Origin of the sequence: Paenibacillus glycanilyticus NBRC 16618 (assembly GCF_004000805.1) — a bacterium.
Lineage (GTDB): Bacteria > Bacillota > Bacilli > Paenibacillales > Paenibacillaceae > Pristimantibacillus > Pristimantibacillus glycanilyticus.
Genome location: NZ_BILY01000010.1, coordinates 42,300 through 57,090, shown reverse-complemented (window position 1 = coordinate 57,090; position 14,791 = coordinate 42,300). Strand labels below are relative to the sequence as shown.

General features: G+C 49.6%; 19 protein-coding genes. 18 read left to right on the top strand and 1 reads right to left on the bottom strand.

Translation table 11 applies throughout. From position 1 onward, the window contains the following. The first annotated feature begins 187 nt into the window (after positions 1-187). The 7 genes from PGL01S_RS10130 (at position 188) to PGL01S_RS10100 (ending at position 4,950) form a co-directional block, all read left to right on the top strand. Positions 188-370 (top strand): IDEAL domain-containing protein, encoded by a 183-nt coding sequence (locus PGL01S_RS10130; protein WP_127494125.1) that lies wholly within the window; start codon positions 188-190, stop codon positions 368-370. Between the two features lie 150 nt (positions 371-520). Next, on the top strand, positions 521-940 hold the full coding sequence (locus PGL01S_RS10125; RefSeq protein WP_244935561.1) for a DUF2487 family protein: 420 nt from the start codon (positions 521-523) through the stop codon (positions 938-940). A 265-nt stretch (positions 941-1,205) separates the two neighbouring features. Continuing rightward, complete coding sequence (locus PGL01S_RS10120) at positions 1,206-1,736, top strand: Rieske (2Fe-2S) protein (RefSeq protein ID WP_127494121.1); 531 nt, start codon at positions 1,206-1,208, stop codon at positions 1,734-1,736. Between the two features lie 14 nt (positions 1,737-1,750). Then, positions 1,751-2,422, top strand: coding sequence for a menaquinol-cytochrome c reductase cytochrome b subunit (gene qcrB / locus PGL01S_RS10115; RefSeq protein WP_127494112.1), 672 nt, complete (start codon positions 1,751-1,753; stop codon positions 2,420-2,422). A gap of 18 nt (positions 2,423-2,440) precedes the next feature. Continuing rightward, positions 2,441-3,313: a menaquinol-cytochrome c reductase cytochrome b/c subunit gene (locus tag PGL01S_RS10110; protein ID WP_127494110.1), complete on the top strand. Its 873-nt coding sequence runs from the start codon at positions 2,441-2,443 to the stop codon at positions 3,311-3,313. Positions 3,314-3,392: 79 nt separating this feature from the next. Next, positions 3,393-4,031, top strand: coding sequence for a DUF1405 domain-containing protein (locus PGL01S_RS10105; protein ID WP_127494108.1), 639 nt, complete (start codon positions 3,393-3,395; stop codon positions 4,029-4,031). A gap of 181 nt (positions 4,032-4,212) precedes the next feature. Further along, entirely contained in the window at positions 4,213-4,950 is a 738-nt protein-coding gene (locus tag PGL01S_RS10100) for a sporulation protein YpjB (protein ID WP_373864155.1), read from the top strand. 3 nt (positions 4,951-4,953) lie between these two features. Here PGL01S_RS10100 and PGL01S_RS10095 read toward each other — a convergent pair whose 3' ends face one another. Continuing rightward, complete coding sequence (locus tag PGL01S_RS10095; RefSeq protein WP_127494104.1) at positions 4,954-5,820, bottom strand: YitT family protein; 867 nt, start codon at positions 5,818-5,820, stop codon at positions 4,954-4,956. Between the two features lie 145 nt (positions 5,821-5,965). Here PGL01S_RS10095 and PGL01S_RS10090 point away from each other — a divergent pair, with 145 nt between their 5' ends. From PGL01S_RS10090 to panD, 11 genes are all read left to right on the top strand, one after another. Continuing rightward, positions 5,966-6,301, top strand: coding sequence for a nucleotide pyrophosphohydrolase (locus tag PGL01S_RS10090; RefSeq protein ID WP_127494102.1), 336 nt, complete (start codon positions 5,966-5,968; stop codon positions 6,299-6,301). A gap of 54 nt (positions 6,302-6,355) precedes the next feature. Next, positions 6,356-6,898 carry a tetratricopeptide repeat protein gene (locus PGL01S_RS10085; RefSeq protein ID WP_164775435.1) on the top strand — a complete coding sequence of 181 codons (543 nt, stop codon included), beginning with the start codon at positions 6,356-6,358 and terminating at the stop codon, positions 6,896-6,898. Positions 6,899-6,946: 48 nt separating this feature from the next. Further along, positions 6,947-7,705 (top strand): 4-hydroxy-tetrahydrodipicolinate reductase, encoded by a 759-nt coding sequence (gene dapB / locus PGL01S_RS10080; RefSeq protein WP_373312726.1) that lies wholly within the window; start codon positions 6,947-6,949, stop codon positions 7,703-7,705. 35 nt (positions 7,706-7,740) lie between these two features. Beyond that, the gene (gene mgsA / locus PGL01S_RS10075; RefSeq protein WP_127494098.1) at positions 7,741-8,166 is read left to right on the top strand and encodes a methylglyoxal synthase; all 426 of its coding nucleotides are present in this window, start codon (positions 7,741-7,743) and stop codon (positions 8,164-8,166) included. Then, a complete protein-coding gene (gene bshB1 / locus PGL01S_RS10070) occupies positions 8,163-8,861 on the top strand; it encodes a bacillithiol biosynthesis deacetylase BshB1 (protein WP_127494096.1) in 699 nt (232 codons plus the stop codon). The genes mgsA and bshB1 overlap by 4 nt, the downstream gene beginning before the upstream one ends. 82 nt (positions 8,862-8,943) lie before the next feature. After that, positions 8,944-10,107 (top strand): N-acetyl-alpha-D-glucosaminyl L-malate synthase BshA, encoded by a 1,164-nt coding sequence (bshA, locus tag PGL01S_RS10065; protein WP_127494094.1) that lies wholly within the window; start codon positions 8,944-8,946, stop codon positions 10,105-10,107. 24 nt (positions 10,108-10,131) lie between these two features. Continuing rightward, entirely contained in the window at positions 10,132-11,385 is a 1,254-nt protein-coding gene (locus PGL01S_RS10060) for a CCA tRNA nucleotidyltransferase (protein ID WP_127494092.1), read from the top strand. Between the two features lie 2 nt (positions 11,386-11,387). After that, positions 11,388-12,368 carry a biotin--[acetyl-CoA-carboxylase] ligase gene (locus PGL01S_RS10055; RefSeq protein ID WP_127494090.1) on the top strand — a complete coding sequence of 327 codons (981 nt, stop codon included), beginning with the start codon at positions 11,388-11,390 and terminating at the stop codon, positions 12,366-12,368. Between the two features lie 246 nt (positions 12,369-12,614). Next, complete coding sequence (panB, locus tag PGL01S_RS10050) at positions 12,615-13,535, top strand: 3-methyl-2-oxobutanoate hydroxymethyltransferase (protein WP_127494088.1); 921 nt, start codon at positions 12,615-12,617, stop codon at positions 13,533-13,535. Beyond that, entirely contained in the window at positions 13,510-14,403 is an 894-nt protein-coding gene (gene panC / locus PGL01S_RS10045; protein WP_127494086.1) for a pantoate--beta-alanine ligase, read from the top strand. The genes panB and panC overlap by 26 nt, the downstream gene beginning before the upstream one ends. Beyond that, the gene (gene panD, locus PGL01S_RS10040; protein WP_015844046.1) at positions 14,396-14,779 is read left to right on the top strand and encodes an aspartate 1-decarboxylase; all 384 of its coding nucleotides are present in this window, start codon (positions 14,396-14,398) and stop codon (positions 14,777-14,779) included. Before panC ends, panD begins: the two co-directional genes overlap by 8 nt. The last annotated feature ends 12 nt before the right edge of the window (positions 14,780-14,791 follow it).

Below are 14,791 nucleotides of genomic sequence, written 5' to 3'. Positions count from 1 at the left end.
GGCATATTAATTGGAATGGGGGCAATCGTACTTATCGGCGCGCAGAATGGTGAATATGCTTAAAGTAGGAGCCGGTTCGATTGTGACTGAGAATGACGAGTTGACCTATACTCTTTCACTTGAATCACCGCGTGACGATAGTCGAAGACGATAGGATCTCTTTAACGCCGGTTTGGAGGTGTATCCTATGGACAAAATGAAAGTTGCTTATGAAGCAATGCTAGGATTAGCAGCGGAGATGGTATTAGATGAAGCCGTTCACAAGTTTCGCTCGGATCAGATCTATAAAGCGATCGATCAAGCGTTGGCCGTTGGAGACGAGGATACGTTCTACCGTTTAGCCGCTCAATTAAATCAATTAAAGAGCTAATTTGCGCGAATAGAAACTTCCGCCCTATGATGGAGGACTTAAGGCTCCGTTATAGCAGCGGGAGTTTTTTTGTTGTTTGGATTGGCAAAATCCCCCTTTATGGGTAACATAGAGATTACGGACGATTCTCAACAGGAAAGGGAGCAGGAAATGAAATTTAGCGATATTGCCGAGCAACAATGGGACGAGCTTAAGCCTTATCTCGACACATGCTTGCTGCCGGTCACCGGAATGACGGGATTGGAGCAGCCGTTTGAAGCAACGCTTGCACTTGAGCAGTTAAGGGACGTAATGGATCTCATAGAAATTCCTTTTAAAGGAAGAATAGTGACCTATCCGGCGATGCACTACATGAATGAAGATTCCGCAGGGGCACTCGTTTCGAAAACTTGTCGATCTTTAAAGGAAACCGGATTCCGGTTTGTCATCGTTATCTCCGCTAAGAATCAGGACGGACTGGAATGCCCGGATGCCGATCTTGTGATCTGCCCGGACGGGGACGGGGAAGCGCCAACCGCCGCAAATGTGTCGAAAGCCGTGCAGGCTTTGTGGAACCGCGGCGACTCCTAAACGACAATAAAGCGCTGTCATCTTCAAAACCGGGGTATTTTTGAATAAAAAAAATGGGTTTTGGGGAAACAAAAGTTAAGGCAAGGTTAAATGTGACAAATTGCCAACAAATTTGTGAATGGCATTTTATAGGTAAATAAATCGCGAGCCATATTCTTGACGCTCCCAAGCGCCTAGGCTATTATAGTTTATGTCCTAGTTCGTCAAGCGTTTTGCCGTGTGGCTGAACGCGAGAAATGGTTGGCAAAGGGGGTTAGAACAGAAGATGAGTAACCACGAACATCAAGAAACCGCGCATCGTCCGGTTCAACGCAAAGAGATGTCCCGGCGTCAATTTTTGTCGTATACACTCGGCGGTACGACTGCATTTATGGTTGGTGGCGCGGTTTTGCCTATGGTCCGTTTTGCGGTTGATCCTCTCTTGGCAAAAAAAGCCGAGGGAACATGGGTTAAAGTAGTTGAAGAGAGCAAAATAACAACTGAGCCTCAAGAATTCAAGTTCCAAATTCATCAGGTCGATGGCTGGTATGTAAGCGATCCCGAACTTTCTGCCTGGATTACGAAGGACGCAAATAATCAGATTTTTGCGCTTTCTCCGGTATGTAAGCACCTCGGTTGTACGATCGGTTGGAATACGCTTGGCCATCACGAGTATGATTGTCCTTGCCACGGTGCACGTTATACCGTTGACGGGAAAAACCTTGCAGTTGCCCCACATCCATTAGATGAATATGAAGTGAAAGTTGAAAACGGTTTTGTGTACGTAGGTCCGATCAAAGCGAACTCTCGTGTATAGGAGGCTAATAGCAGATGTTTAAATCGATGTATAACTGGATTGACGAACGTCTTGATATTACGCCGCTTTGGCGGGATGTAGCGGACCATGAAGTACCGGAGCACGTTAACCCTGCTCACCACTTCTCGGCATTCGTTTACTGCTTCGGCGGTTTGACGTTCTTTATCACCGTAATTCAAATTTTGTCCGGCATGTTCCTTACCATGTACTATGTACCGGACATTATCAATGCTTATGCAAGCGTTGACTACTTGAACCATAAGGTTGCATTTGGCGGCATTGTTCGCGGCATGCATCACTTTGGCGCAAGTTTGGTTATCGTAATGATGTTTTTACATACCTTGCGTGTATTCTTCACGGGTTCCTACAAAGCGCCTCGTGAAATGAACTGGGTCGTAGGGATGCTGATCTTCTTCATTATGTTAGGCCTTGGCTTCACGGGTTACCTGTTGCCTTGGGATAACAAAGCTTACTTCGCAACGAAGGTAGGCGTACAGATCGCGGAATCCGTGCCGTATATCGGTCCTTACATCGGTCAGTTCCTGTACGGCGGCGACATTGTAGGCGCGCAAACGCTAACACGCTTCTTCGCAATTCACGTATTCTTCCTGCCTGGCGCTCTGATTGCAATGCTTGCAGCGCACTTCCTGATGATTCGGAAGCAAGGCATTTCGGGACCACTTTAAGCGAAGGGAGGATTTATTATGGCGCACGGTCATAAATCGAACGAGAAGGTCGTATATGTTGGCGACTCGCGGGTGAAGAAAAGCAATCATCCAAACATTCCGCCAGATTATACGTCCTACCCCGGTAAATCGGAAGCGTTCATACCGAACTTCCTGCTTAAGGAATGGATGGTGGGCTGCGTAGTCCTGGTTGGTTTCCTGACTTGGACCATTGCGGAAGGTGCACCGCTAGGTTATCCGGCGGACCCTACGAACGCATCCTTTATTCCGATGCCGGACTGGTACTTCCTGTTCCTGTATCAGTTTTTGAAATATCCATGGGTTTCTGGCGACTACATCGTACTTGGTACGATGGGGGTTCCAGCTGTTATGTTTGGCGGCTTGCTGCTTGCTCCGTTCCTGGACACAGGTAAAGAGCGTCGGTTCTACCGCCGTCCAATCGCTTCATCGCTCATGTTCTTGTCCTTGATTGCCTGTGTGTACTTGACGGTTATTTCGTGGAGTCACTACACGCATGAGATGGAAGCTACGAACTCGATTCCGGAGCATAAGGTCCGCGAAGAGAAAGCCCGCGAAGCACATGAGAAAGGTCAAGAAGCTCCAAGCGCATCGAAACCGGCTAAAACGGTTGCATTGGTTGACGCGAATGACCCGGCAATGGACATTGTCAAGAAAGCGCAATGCGTTGCCTGCCATGCTAACGATCTGAAGGGCAATCCGCCGCAAGTACCGGCTTTGACAGGCGTAGGCGACAGGTTGTCGAAGGAGGAACTGGTTGAAACCGTGACCAATGGCCGCGGTGGCATGCCAGCTTTCAAAGATCAGTTGTCCGCCGAAGAGATTGACCAATTAACAACTTGGCTTGCGAAGCAAAAAGCGCCGGCTGAATAATAGCACCGTTTAAAAACCTGATCGTATTTATGCGGTCAGGTTTTTTCAAATCTAATCGAAACAGGAGGCGTATATTTCTATGGGCGTACCGATATCTTGGTTCTGGAGCCGATCTTTTTTATTAAGTCGCCTCTTTTTATGGGTCATGTTTATCTTTAATTTCCTAGGCACCGTGTACGGTTACATCTGGTACGGCAATCAGATTGAAGATACGGTAAGCAATCATCCGTTATGGCAGGTTGTATTTGTCCCGGATAGTCCAACCGCAAGCTTGTTCTTTACGCTAACCTTGCTGTATTGGCTGTTTCCGCCTCAAGGCAACTCCCGCTTTGTCAACGGAGCGCGAATGATTATTGAAGGTCTCGCTGTCGTTACTTCTATTAAATATGGCATCTGGGCGGTTTCTATGATCGTTGCGGGAAGCATGCAGGGGGATCCGCTTCAATGGGAGCATTGGATGCTGATGGTCTCGCATACGGCAATGGCCGTGGAAGTGCTGTTATATGCCCGATTTATGAGAGCTGGCGTAGGGGCAGCCGTAATTGGTACGTTATGGCTTTTGCTAAATGACACCGTAGACTATACGTATGATGTGTTTCCGTGGCTTTCGGACAGGCTTATGGATGATTTGACGGCTGTCAAATGGTTTACATACAGCTTAACGATCTTCAGCTTTATTGTCGGTGCGCTTGCATTAAGGGCAAGAAAAGAGACATAAGTATGGACATCCCTTCATAAAGTGGTCATAGCAATTCTTTATGAGGGGGATGACCATGAAGATACGAATTATACTGCCTTTATTCTTATGTATCGTCATGACCGTCTGTTCGGTTACGGCTGCCAAAGCCTTTCCCGCGGACCTGCTTCGGACAGGCAATGCAAACGAATCCAGGAACGAGCTGCTTCGCTTAGACGAGACGGCAGCAGCTTTATACGAAGCTGCTTACATGAACAATCGCCAAGCCGGCTATAAATATGTCCAGCAGCTGGATAAGCTTGTGAACAAGAGCGATATCAGACAGGCGGGACAAGCTACCGGATGGAAGCTGATGGAGGAGAGCATCAATTCGATTACCTACACGCTTAAAAGCGGGAAGGTAACTTCCGATTGGCTGACGGCAGCGGCACGCATTCATCTCACGACGGATGCATTGCTGCGTCCGGATCACGCTTTATGGCTGCAGTATGAGAAAGTGATGCTGGAGGATTTGGAGAGAGTGAACCGTTCCTGGAATAGGCAGACGGATGACGGGGCGATAGCGGCGAGAGCTGCGATGAATAGCTTTAATCAACATTTATCGCGAATAGAAGCCGCTGCTTCCATGCAGCGGCCAACGGAACGGATTAACGAATTGCGTGATCGGATGCATTATACGAACGTCCTGCTTGAAGCGGGGATGAAAGGGCAGACCAAGCAGGACTGGACGGACAATTCGATTTCGGATCTTGAGTTTTCGGTAAACCGGCTATTCGATAACGGTCATTCGCAGGACGAAGAACCGGTTGTGGCACCGGTTGGGGAAGCACATCCCATTAGTTGGATTTTGCTTCTCGGCGCCATTATTATGGCCGTTCTTACCTACACGGGCTGGAGAAAGTACAAGCAGCAGCCCTATGGCGTAAAGCCATTGTCCTAAGCTTTATTCTTCTTTGAATCCTTCGCCAAGCACATCGTGAACTTCGCTAATAACGGTAAACGCTTTGGGGTCGATACGGCGTATGATGTTCTTAAGACGGCGCATTTCTTGCCGCTGAACAACGCAGTAGACGACCTCTTTTGATTGTCCGGAAAAAGCGCCCCTTGCGGGCATTAAGGTTACGCCTCGGTCCAGCTCGGAAGTGATTTCGGCAGCCATCTCCCTGCCTTGGTCGGTAATAATGGAGAAGGACTTGGCTGAGTAAGCGCCATCCTGGATGAAATCAATCAGTCTGGACGCGACAAACACCGTGACTAACGTGTACAACACTTTTTCGATCGGTATGTACAATAAGGAAATCCCGATAATGACGGCATCCGAAATTAATATGAATTGCCCCATGCTAAACGCTTTGCGCCTTGATGCAATCCTCGCGATAATGTCTACGCCGCCGGTAGTTCCGCCTGCACGGAATACAATGCCTAATCCGCCTCCCAAGGTAACGCCTGCATAAAGAGCGGCAAGAAGATAATCATGGGAGTTATGGAAGGTGACAATCCAGCCTTTGTCGATCATCCATTCCATAAGGGCGAGGAAGCCGGATAAGGACACGACACCAATCAATGTATAGGCCATCTCGCCAAGGCCTAATTTCCTCCAGCCAATCAAGAAAAGCGGTATATTCAAAATCAGCGTGGAAAGAGACAATGGAACCTCGGCAGCATAATTAAGCAATACGCCTATGCCGGTTACGCCGCCTTCCATCAGCTGATTCGGAATTACGAAATAATGAAGACCAAAAGCATAGATGGCTGTACCGACCAAGATCGGCAGTACGGTTTGAAGCTGAAGCATGAATTTCCGGGACATAAAATAAACTCCTTTTAAGTTCTTGAACGGGCTATTTATGTATTATAGCTTAACAGACGGTTCAAAAAACATTGTTTTCATTGCTTCTTTACGTTAACATAGGTGATATTAGCGTTATACATAAGGAAGAAAGGGTCATTCACACATGGCAGAGAAATCTTTAGCCGATATCCAACGTGAGGTGGATGCTTACATCGGTCAATTCAAGGAAGGCTACTTCAGCCCGCTAGCGCTTATGGCGCGAATGAGCGAAGAGGTTGGCGAGCTCGCTAGGGAAGTGAATCACTATTATGGCGAGAAACCAAAAAAGCCGAATGAAGAAGAAAACTCCGTTGAGATGGAGCTTGGCGATATTTTGTTTATTTTGTCCTGTTTTGCAAATTCGCTCAACATTGATTTGACGGAAGCGCATAACAAAGTCATGAATAAATTCAATACCCGGGACGCTAACCGCTGGACGAGAAAAAACGGCGAACAGTAGAACGCACCTTTACATATGCTGTACCATCAACCTGTGTACAAGGAGGATGGGCAGATGGACGGGGAAAGCTGCGTGAAGAAGGCGTATGAGTTTATTCTTAACAGTGATTTTGAACAAGCGATTTATTGGTTCGAGCAAGCGATAGCGGCAGAACCTCTAAATGCGAGCTATCAACATATATGCGCGGTTTCATGCGCCAGAAGCGGGAAATGGACCAAGGCGCATCAATATGCGAAGCAAGCAGTAGAGCTTGACGGAAATCATCCCGAATATCAATACCATTTACAAACGATTGAATCGAGACTACTCGTGGCTGCGGCGGAGCACAAGCTTGCGGAAGAGCCATCGCAGTATACGGATGCAATACCTTTGCTGCAGCAAGCTGCAGATCTGGATCCGCTTAGCTTCGAGGCGTTTTATTTGCTTGCGTTATCCTACTCGGAGATGGGGCGGTTGGAGGATTCCGTCATAAACGCCAGGGAAGCAATCAGATTAGATCCCGGTCATTCCGCGGCGCGCCGCTTATTCGCTGATGTGAATCGGAAGCGCAGAATGCTGCGCAAACGGGTGATGGGCAAACAACAACAGAAGGAATAGGTGATCTTGGTGGCAATTAAGGTAGCAGTAATCGGAGCAAGCGGCCGAATGGGCCGTGAAGTTGTGAAAATGGTGCTGGAGGACGAGGCGCTCGAGCTCGTTGCTGCCGTCGCTCCTTCAGCAGGTCCTGTGGACGCGGGCGTATTTGCTGGCAAAGCGAATACGGGAGTTACCGTTAGCGCAACCATTGAGGAAGCTTTAAGCAGCGCAAAGGCAGATGTTATGGTTGATTTCACCGTGCCGGCGCTTGCTTATCAGCATACCAAGGTCGCGATTGAGCACGGCGTTCGTCCCATCATGGGCACAACCGGTTTTACGCCGGAACAAATCGAAGAGCTGGACAAGCTTTGCCAGGAAAAAGGAATTGGCGGGCTCATTGCTCCAAACTTCTCGATTGGCGCTATTCTGATGATGAAATTCGCTGCGGAAGCATCCAAATATATGCCGCATGTTGAAATTATCGAATATCACGGCGATCAAAAGCTGGATGCCCCGTCGGGCACTTCAATCAAAACGGCCGAATTGATCTCTCAGGTTCGCCAGGAGCTTCGTCAAGGCAACCCTAAAGAGGAAGAAGTCATTGAAGGCGCGCGTGGCGGTTATTATAACGGCTTCCGTATACATAGCGTTAGACTTCCAGGCGTATTTGCGCAGCAAGAAGTTGTGTTTGGCGGTTATGGCCAAACGTTGAAGATCCGTCATGATTCCTATGACCGTGCCGGTTACATGCCCGGCGTTAACGTTGCGGTCAAGAAAGTGATGGACTACAGCGGTTTGGTTTATGGTTTTGAACATTTGATGGACTAATCTATATACAGCCTAGAAAGAGTGGGGATTATAGGATGTTGAAAATTTCCTTTATCGCGCATGACCGTAAAAAAGAAGAAATGGTTAACTTTGTAACCGCCTATGAGAGTGTCTTTGCGCCGCATGAATTATATTCTACCGGTACAACGGGCAGCCGTATTATGGAGAAAACAAATCTTCAGATCCAACGGTTTATGTCCGGTCCGCTTGGAGGAGACCAACAGATTGGCGCTATGGTTGCCCAAAACGAGATGGATCTCATTATTTTCCTCCGGGATCCGCTCATGGCACAGCCTCACGAGCCGGACATTATCGCTTTGCTCCGTCTTTGCGACGTACAAGGCATTCCGGTTGCAACGAACGTGGCTACTGCGGAACTGCTTGTCCGAGCGCTTGCGCGCGGCGATTTCGCATGGCGCGAGCTTGTACACAAATATAAGCCGGGTGTGGATGCACCATGAGCGAATCGTTAGATATTCTCGTCTTTGGCGCGCATGCGGATGATGCGGAGATCGGGATGGGCGGTACGATCGCGAAGTATACGGCTGCCGGGAAGCGGGTAGGAATCTGTGATTTAACCGAAGCGGAAATGTCTTCAAACGGCACCGTGGAGCTAAGGAAGCAGGAAGCTTCCGCAGCTTCCTCGGTGCTTGGTTTATATACCCGTACCAATCTAGGATTGCCGGACCGCGGTCTCGAAATCAACAAGCCGCACATTGATGCGATTGTCGCGGAAATTCGCCGTTCCCGTCCGCGCATCGTATTCGCTCCGTACTGGGTGGACCGTCATCCGGATCACATCGCCTGCAGCAAGCTGGTTGAAGAGGCCGTATTTAATGCAAAGCTTCGCCGGTATATGCCGGAGCTGCCGGCCGTGCAGGTGGAACAATTCATCTCTTATTACATAAACGATGTCGATAACGTCTCGCTTATGGTTGACGTATCGGATTTTTACGACCAAAAGAGACAATCTTTGATGGCGTACCAATCTCAATTCCAAACGGCTGCCCCCGGCGAAGACCGAGTGGCGACTCCTTTAACGGATCGTTATATCGAACGGGTTGAAGCCCGGGATAGTCTGCTTGGTCAGACTCGAGGCTGGAAATATGCGGAGGGCTTTGCCATCAAACGCCCGCATGCCATTGAGTGGTTTTAACAAAGATAAAAAAATCTCATAATCAAAATGATGTCGAATATATAGAATATCAGCATGTTACACGAGAGGGTGGACTTACGATATGGCACGTAAATTAAAAATCGGAATCACGTGTTATCCAACCCTGGGCGGTTCCGGCGTAGTGGCTACGGAGCTAGGCAAGTTGATGGCCGAACGAGGCCATGAAATTCATTTTATTACCCATAGCATACCGTTCCGTCTCGGGAAATTTCATAAAAACATCTTTTTCCATGAAGTTGAAGTTAACGATTATTACGTATTCCGTTATCCGCCGTATGATTTATCGCTAGCAAGCAAGATGGCCCAGGTAGCCAAAATGGAGAAGCTGGATCTTCTTCACGTGCATTACGCGGTTCCTCATGCCGTATGCGCGCATCTGGCCAAACAAATGATTGGCGACGGCTTCAAAACCGTTACGACGCTGCATGGCACGGACATTACCGTGCTTGCTCAGGATGAATCGCTAAAGGATTTGATTCGTCTGGCCATTAACGAAAGCGATGCCGTGACGGCCGTATCGCAGGACCTCATTAACGAAACAAGACAGCTCCTGGATATTACGCGCCCGATTGATCTGACGTACAATTTCGTAGACAAACGCGTTTATTATCCGCGCGACGCGGTCTCTCTGCGGGCCGATTACGCGCAGCCTCATGAAAAAATACTTATGCATATTTCGAATTTCCGTCCCGTGAAGCGTGTTAGCGACGTTGTGGATGTTTTTGAACGCGTATCCTCGCAAATTCCAGCTAAGCTGCTGCTTGTTGGCGAAGGTCCGGAATTGTCCAAAATCCAATGCAAGATCCGTCAAATGGGTCTGGAAGACCGTGTCCATTTCCTTGGCAAGCAAGAAGACGTCGCGCAGGTTATTTCGATGGCTGACCTTTTGCTCCTGCCTTCCGAGAAGGAGAGCTTTGGCCTTGTTGCGCTTGAAGCGATGGCCTGCGGAGTTCCAACCATTGGTTCAACTGCCGGGGGGATCCCTGAGCTTGTGACGCATGGCGAGACCGGTTATTTGTGCCCAATCGGCGATGTTGAAGGAATGGCTTCTTATGCCACTCAATTGCTCAAGGACGAGAAGCTTCATCAGTCGTTTAAGGAAGCTTGCTTGTTCCGAGCGCGCAACGAGTTCTGTAATGATGTGATCACCACGCAGTACGAACAAATCTATTATCGGGTTCTTGGAATGGAAGCCGATTTGCCGATGCCGGTATGCGAGGCCTAATACAGGAAGGAAGTGCTTAAGTCCATGGAAGTACGCTTCGCTTTGCCAAACCTCATGCTTCAGGCATTACCTGTGCTTGAAGCGCTTGTGCAGCAGGGCTTTGAAGCGTTTTTTGTCGGAGGCTGCGTGAGAGATACCGCAATGGGACTGCCGATTAAGGATGTAGATATTGCAACTTCGGCCAGACCCGAGCAGGTGATGTCGATTTTTCCGCGCTGCATTCCGACGGGGCTTCAGCACGGTACGGTAACGGTATTGCATGATGGTGAATCTTACGAAGTGACGACCTTCCGTACGGAATCGGAATACGAGAAGCATCGCCGCCCATTGCAGGTCGAATTCATCGACCGCCTGGACGGCGATTTGCTGCGCCGTGATTTAACCATTAATGCAATGGCAATGAATGCGGCCGGAGAATTATACGATCCTTTTCGCGGATTGGATGATCTCAATAAAAGAATGATTCGCTGCGTGGGCGACGCGGATGCCAGGTTTCAGGAGGATGCGCTGAGAATGCTGCGAACGGTCAGGTTTGCCTCGCAGTTTGAATTCGCGATTGCGCACTCTACCTGGAGAGCGCTTATCAAGCATCGGGAGCTGCTTCGGCATATTGCCATGGAACGGGTTCAGGCTGAATTAGACCGCATGATAGGCGGAGCTCATCCCGGACGGGCATTGCATCTTCTCGCAGCTTGTAATTTGCTTGACTATACGGGTACCGTCCTGCCTGCAGCACATAAGCTTGCACAAGGCCATACCCTTTTTAGCGGTCTAGACAAACTCGCTGACCCGGATACCCGTTACGCCGCGCTCCTAATGGCGGAAGGGATCACGCTCCCCGACGCGGAAGAAACATTAAAGGCGCTTCGTCTACCTACGCAGAAGATGAACGCCATATTGTCCGTTTTGTCCATTCAAACCGCCATGAAACAGTGGAACGGTAAGTCTGATTTGCGGCTTGTCTGGACAAGCCTGATCCTTCAATATGGAGAAGAAGCGTCTCGCAGATGGCTCTCGATCGCAGTATGGGATCGCAAGCATAATCTGCATGACCAGACAGAGCTACTGGATAAATGGCTGAACGGAATGCCCGCCATGACGTTAAAGCAGCTGAAGCTGAATGGCAAACAGCTTGCGGAAGGACTGCAGAGAGTACCTGGAACTTGGACAGGACAGCTGCTTAAGCAACTCCTGCTTGAGGTTGCGCTGGACAAGCTGCCAAACGAGAAGGAATTATTACTTAAGCAAGCCCAAATATGGAATGCCGAGGACCGATAACGATGTCAAATAATCGATTGCTTGAATTGTTTGAACTAAATCCCGGATCATACGTGTCGGGAGAAATGATCAGCCATGAGCTGGGCGTCAGCCGGACAGCCGTATGGAAGCAGATTAAGAAGCTGGAATCGCTGGGCTATGTCTTCGAAGCGTCAAGACGGCTTGGTTATAAGCTCGTGTCATTGCCGGATACCTTGTCCGTACCTAAGCTGATAAGCGAACTGAAATCCAAGGTGTTCGGCAGCTCGATTGAGTGGCATGAAGCGGTGGACTCTACGCAAAATCTGGCACAAAAGCTGGCGGAAGAAGGTGCGCCTGAAGGGACGCTGGTTATTGCGGAGCAGCAGCATAACGGGCGCGGCCGAATGGGACGGGGATGGGTATCGCCGCAAGGAAAGGGCATTTGGATGAGCATGGTGCTCCGCCCGTCCGTGCCGATTCATTTTGCTCCCCAGCTGACTCTTCTTACAGCGGTAGCCTTGTGCCGGAGCTTGCGGCGAATCACTTCGCTGCCTATTGGTATCAAATGGCCCAACGATCTGTTGATCGAAGGAAAGAAGATTAGCGGCATTTTGCTGGAATCGACGGCGGAAGAGGAACGTCTCCGCTATGTCATTGCCGGAATCGGCATCAGCGTTAACTTGGAGAAATCGGATTATCCGGAGGAAATCTTTGAGAAGGTTACTTCCCTTCGAATTGCCAATGGTGGGGACGGCTTTGACCGAATCACAGTTATATCCGATTTCTTGCAGGAATGGGAGCAGCTTTATTTCCTCTATCTGGATAAAGGATTTGCGCCGATTATTACGCTTTGGGAAGCGTTATCGGTATCCCTTAACCAGCCGGCGCGGCTAATCACCCCGCAAGGAACAATCGACGGCGTGCCGATTGGCCTCGACGCAAGCGGCGCATTAACCGTTCGCAAGGACGACGGCAGCACGGTTGTCGTATTCTCCGCCGAAATGGGCGAGCCCGTACGCTAAAGGCGTTTACGGGCACGCCTTTTTTTGCTACTATAAAGGAAGCAGGCGGTATCTGGTAAGAGCTGCACTGCGAAGGGTAATAGATGTTGTAAGCAAGCAAGGCACACTCTGCTCTGAGCCGTAGGGACCGAGACAGAAGGAAGCAATTATTTAGCATACGTTTCCTTTTTCGTTCGGGAACCTTTTTAGCAGCGGCTAAAAGGTTTTTTTGTGTTTATCCTAAAACTTAAAAGGGGATGAAGCGTAATGAGGAAACGTTTGACGATTACCAACCTCAAGAAGATGAAGCAGGACAAAAATCCGATCTCGATGCTGACCGCTTACGATTATCCGTCTGCCGTACTGGCAGAGGAGGCTGGACTGGACGTTATTCTGGTCGGCGATTCGCTGGGTAACGTTGTACTTGGTTATGACACAACGATACCGGTCACGCTCGATGATATGATTTATCATACACGCGCCGTTGCGCGCGGTGCCAAGAACACCTTTATCGTTACCGACATGCCGTTTATGACTTACGGCATCGGCAGGGAAACCACTCTCCGCAATGCAGCCCGTCTTATGCAGGAGGGCGGAGCCCAGGCGCTGAAGCTGGAGGGCGGAACGGAGATTGCTTCAGAAGTCGAAGCGCTCGTCAAAGCCGGCATTCCGGTGATGGGTCATATCGGACTTACGCCGCAATCGGTGCACCAGCTTGGCGGCTACAAAGTGCAGGGCAAGCTGGAGAAGGAAGCCCAAAAGCTTATGGAAGATGCCAAAGCGCTGGAGGCTGCGGGAGCCTTTGCGATTGTTCTTGAGCTTGTGACAGAGCCAATCGCGGAAGCGATCAGCAAGGAACTGACGATTCCGACGATAGGAATCGGAGCCGGACGCGGCTGCGACGGCCAGGTTCTCGTGTATCACGATATTTTGCAATATTCTTCTCCTTATATGGAGAAAAAAATGGTCAAAACTTATGCGGATATCGGCTCCACAATCCGGAGCGCCATTAGCAGTTATGTCAATGAAGTGAAAGCGGGAGCTTTCCCGGCTGAGGAGCACACGTTTGGCGCCAAGCCGGCAGCGATCAATCATCTGTATGGCGCAGGAGAAGCAACAAATACAAACAACGGTCAGGCAAGCAGAGAGGAGTCTCCCAAGCGTGATTTTGTGTCGAACCATAGCTGAACTAAAAAACGAACTTATTCTTATTAAAAAATCAAACGACAATGCTACAATCGGCTTAGTGCCGACAATGGGATTCCTGCATGAAGGCCATGCCAGCCTGATGCGCCAATCGGTGTCGGAGAACACCGCTTCGGTCTTATCTATTTTTGTCAACCCGATGCAGTTTGGTCCTAACGAAGACTTCGAGCGTTATCCGAGAGACGAGGCGAGGGATCTTTCGATTGCGAAGGAGAACGGCATCGATATCGTCTTTATGCCGGATGTAAAGGAAATGTACCCTTCGAAGCCGCGCACTTCGGTTATTATAAGCCAGCTTACGGACCGTCTGTGCGGTGCCTCGAGACCGGGGCATTTCGACGGAGTGGGACTGGTCGTCAGCAAGCTGTTCCATCTGGTTCAGCCCGACCGGGCGTATTTCGGAATGAAGGATGCCCAGCAGCTTGCGGTTATTCAGCAAATGACCGATGATCTGAACATTCCGGTTGAGATCGTGCCATGTCCGATTGTACGGGAGCCAGACGGTCTTGCGCTCAGCTCGCGCAATGTCTATTTGTCGGCTGAACAGCGCCAGCAGGCTGTCGTCTTATCCCAATCGTTGACCCTTGCGAAACAATGGATGAAAGAGAAAGGGATTACTCCCGAGGAACTGCTTGCAAGGGTAAAAGCGAAAATCAACGAAGCGAGCCAAGCCGACATTGACTACGTGGAATGGCTGACTTATCCTTCTCTGGAGCTTCCGGCGTGGAATGAGCCAATTGCTGCCCAGAGCGGTAAATTTATTTTGGCGCTTGCCGTCAGATTTGGCTCCACGCGCCTGATTGATAATGCCTTATTCGTACCAATTACCGAGGTGAATGATCATGTATAGAACGATGATGAAATCGAAGCTGCACCGCGCAACCGTCACGGAAGCGAACCTGAACTATGTCGGCAGCATTACCATTGACGAGGATTTGATGGATGCGGCCGATATTTGGGAAAATGAAAAGGTGCAAATCGTAAACAACAACAACGGCGCGCGTTTTGAAACGTATGTCATTACGGGCAAACGCGGCTCCGGCGTTATTTGCCTGAACGGCGCGGCGGCGCGTCAGGTACAGCCGGGAGACCAGGTCATTATTATTTCTTATGCTTCCATGTCCAACGAAGAAGCGCGCGCTCACAAGCCGATCGTAACGATTCTGGACAGCGACAACCGTCCGCTGAAAAGCTTGTCCGAGGAAATTCACGCAACGGTTTTGTAAAGCACCGATTCC

Excerpts from the sequence above, each read along its gene's own strand:
- PGL01S_RS10130 (WP_127494125.1), top strand. The coding sequence starts at position 188 with ATGGACAAAATGAAAGTTGCTTATGAAGCAATGCTAGGATTAGCAGCG.
- PGL01S_RS10125 (WP_244935561.1), top strand. The coding sequence starts at position 521 with ATGAAATTTAGCGATATTGCCGAGCAACAATGGGACGAGCTTAAGCCT.
- PGL01S_RS10120 (WP_127494121.1), top strand. The coding sequence starts at position 1,206 with ATGAGTAACCACGAACATCAAGAAACCGCGCATCGTCCGGTTCAACGC.
- qcrB (WP_127494112.1), top strand. The coding sequence starts at position 1,751 with ATGTTTAAATCGATGTATAACTGGATTGACGAACGTCTTGATATTACG.
- PGL01S_RS10110 (WP_127494110.1), top strand. The coding sequence starts at position 2,441 with ATGGCGCACGGTCATAAATCGAACGAGAAGGTCGTATATGTTGGCGAC.
- PGL01S_RS10105 (WP_127494108.1), top strand. The coding sequence starts at position 3,393 with ATGGGCGTACCGATATCTTGGTTCTGGAGCCGATCTTTTTTATTAAGT.
- PGL01S_RS10095 (WP_127494104.1), bottom strand. The coding sequence starts at position 5,820 with ATGTCCCGGAAATTCATGCTTCAGCTTCAAACCGTACTGCCGATCTTG.
- PGL01S_RS10090 (WP_127494102.1), top strand. The coding sequence starts at position 5,966 with ATGGCAGAGAAATCTTTAGCCGATATCCAACGTGAGGTGGATGCTTAC.
- PGL01S_RS10085 (WP_164775435.1), top strand. The coding sequence starts at position 6,356 with ATGGACGGGGAAAGCTGCGTGAAGAAGGCGTATGAGTTTATTCTTAAC.
- dapB (WP_373312726.1), top strand. The coding sequence starts at position 6,947 with ATGGGCCGTGAAGTTGTGAAAATGGTGCTGGAGGACGAGGCGCTCGAG.
- mgsA (WP_127494098.1), top strand. The coding sequence starts at position 7,741 with ATGTTGAAAATTTCCTTTATCGCGCATGACCGTAAAAAAGAAGAAATG.
- bshB1 (WP_127494096.1), top strand. The coding sequence starts at position 8,163 with ATGAGCGAATCGTTAGATATTCTCGTCTTTGGCGCGCATGCGGATGAT.
- bshA (WP_127494094.1), top strand. The coding sequence starts at position 8,944 with ATGGCACGTAAATTAAAAATCGGAATCACGTGTTATCCAACCCTGGGC.
- PGL01S_RS10060 (WP_127494092.1), top strand. The coding sequence starts at position 10,132 with ATGGAAGTACGCTTCGCTTTGCCAAACCTCATGCTTCAGGCATTACCT.
- PGL01S_RS10055 (WP_127494090.1), top strand. The coding sequence starts at position 11,388 with ATGTCAAATAATCGATTGCTTGAATTGTTTGAACTAAATCCCGGATCA.
- panB (WP_127494088.1), top strand. The coding sequence starts at position 12,615 with ATGAGGAAACGTTTGACGATTACCAACCTCAAGAAGATGAAGCAGGAC.
- panD (WP_015844046.1), top strand. The coding sequence starts at position 14,396 with ATGTATAGAACGATGATGAAATCGAAGCTGCACCGCGCAACCGTCACG.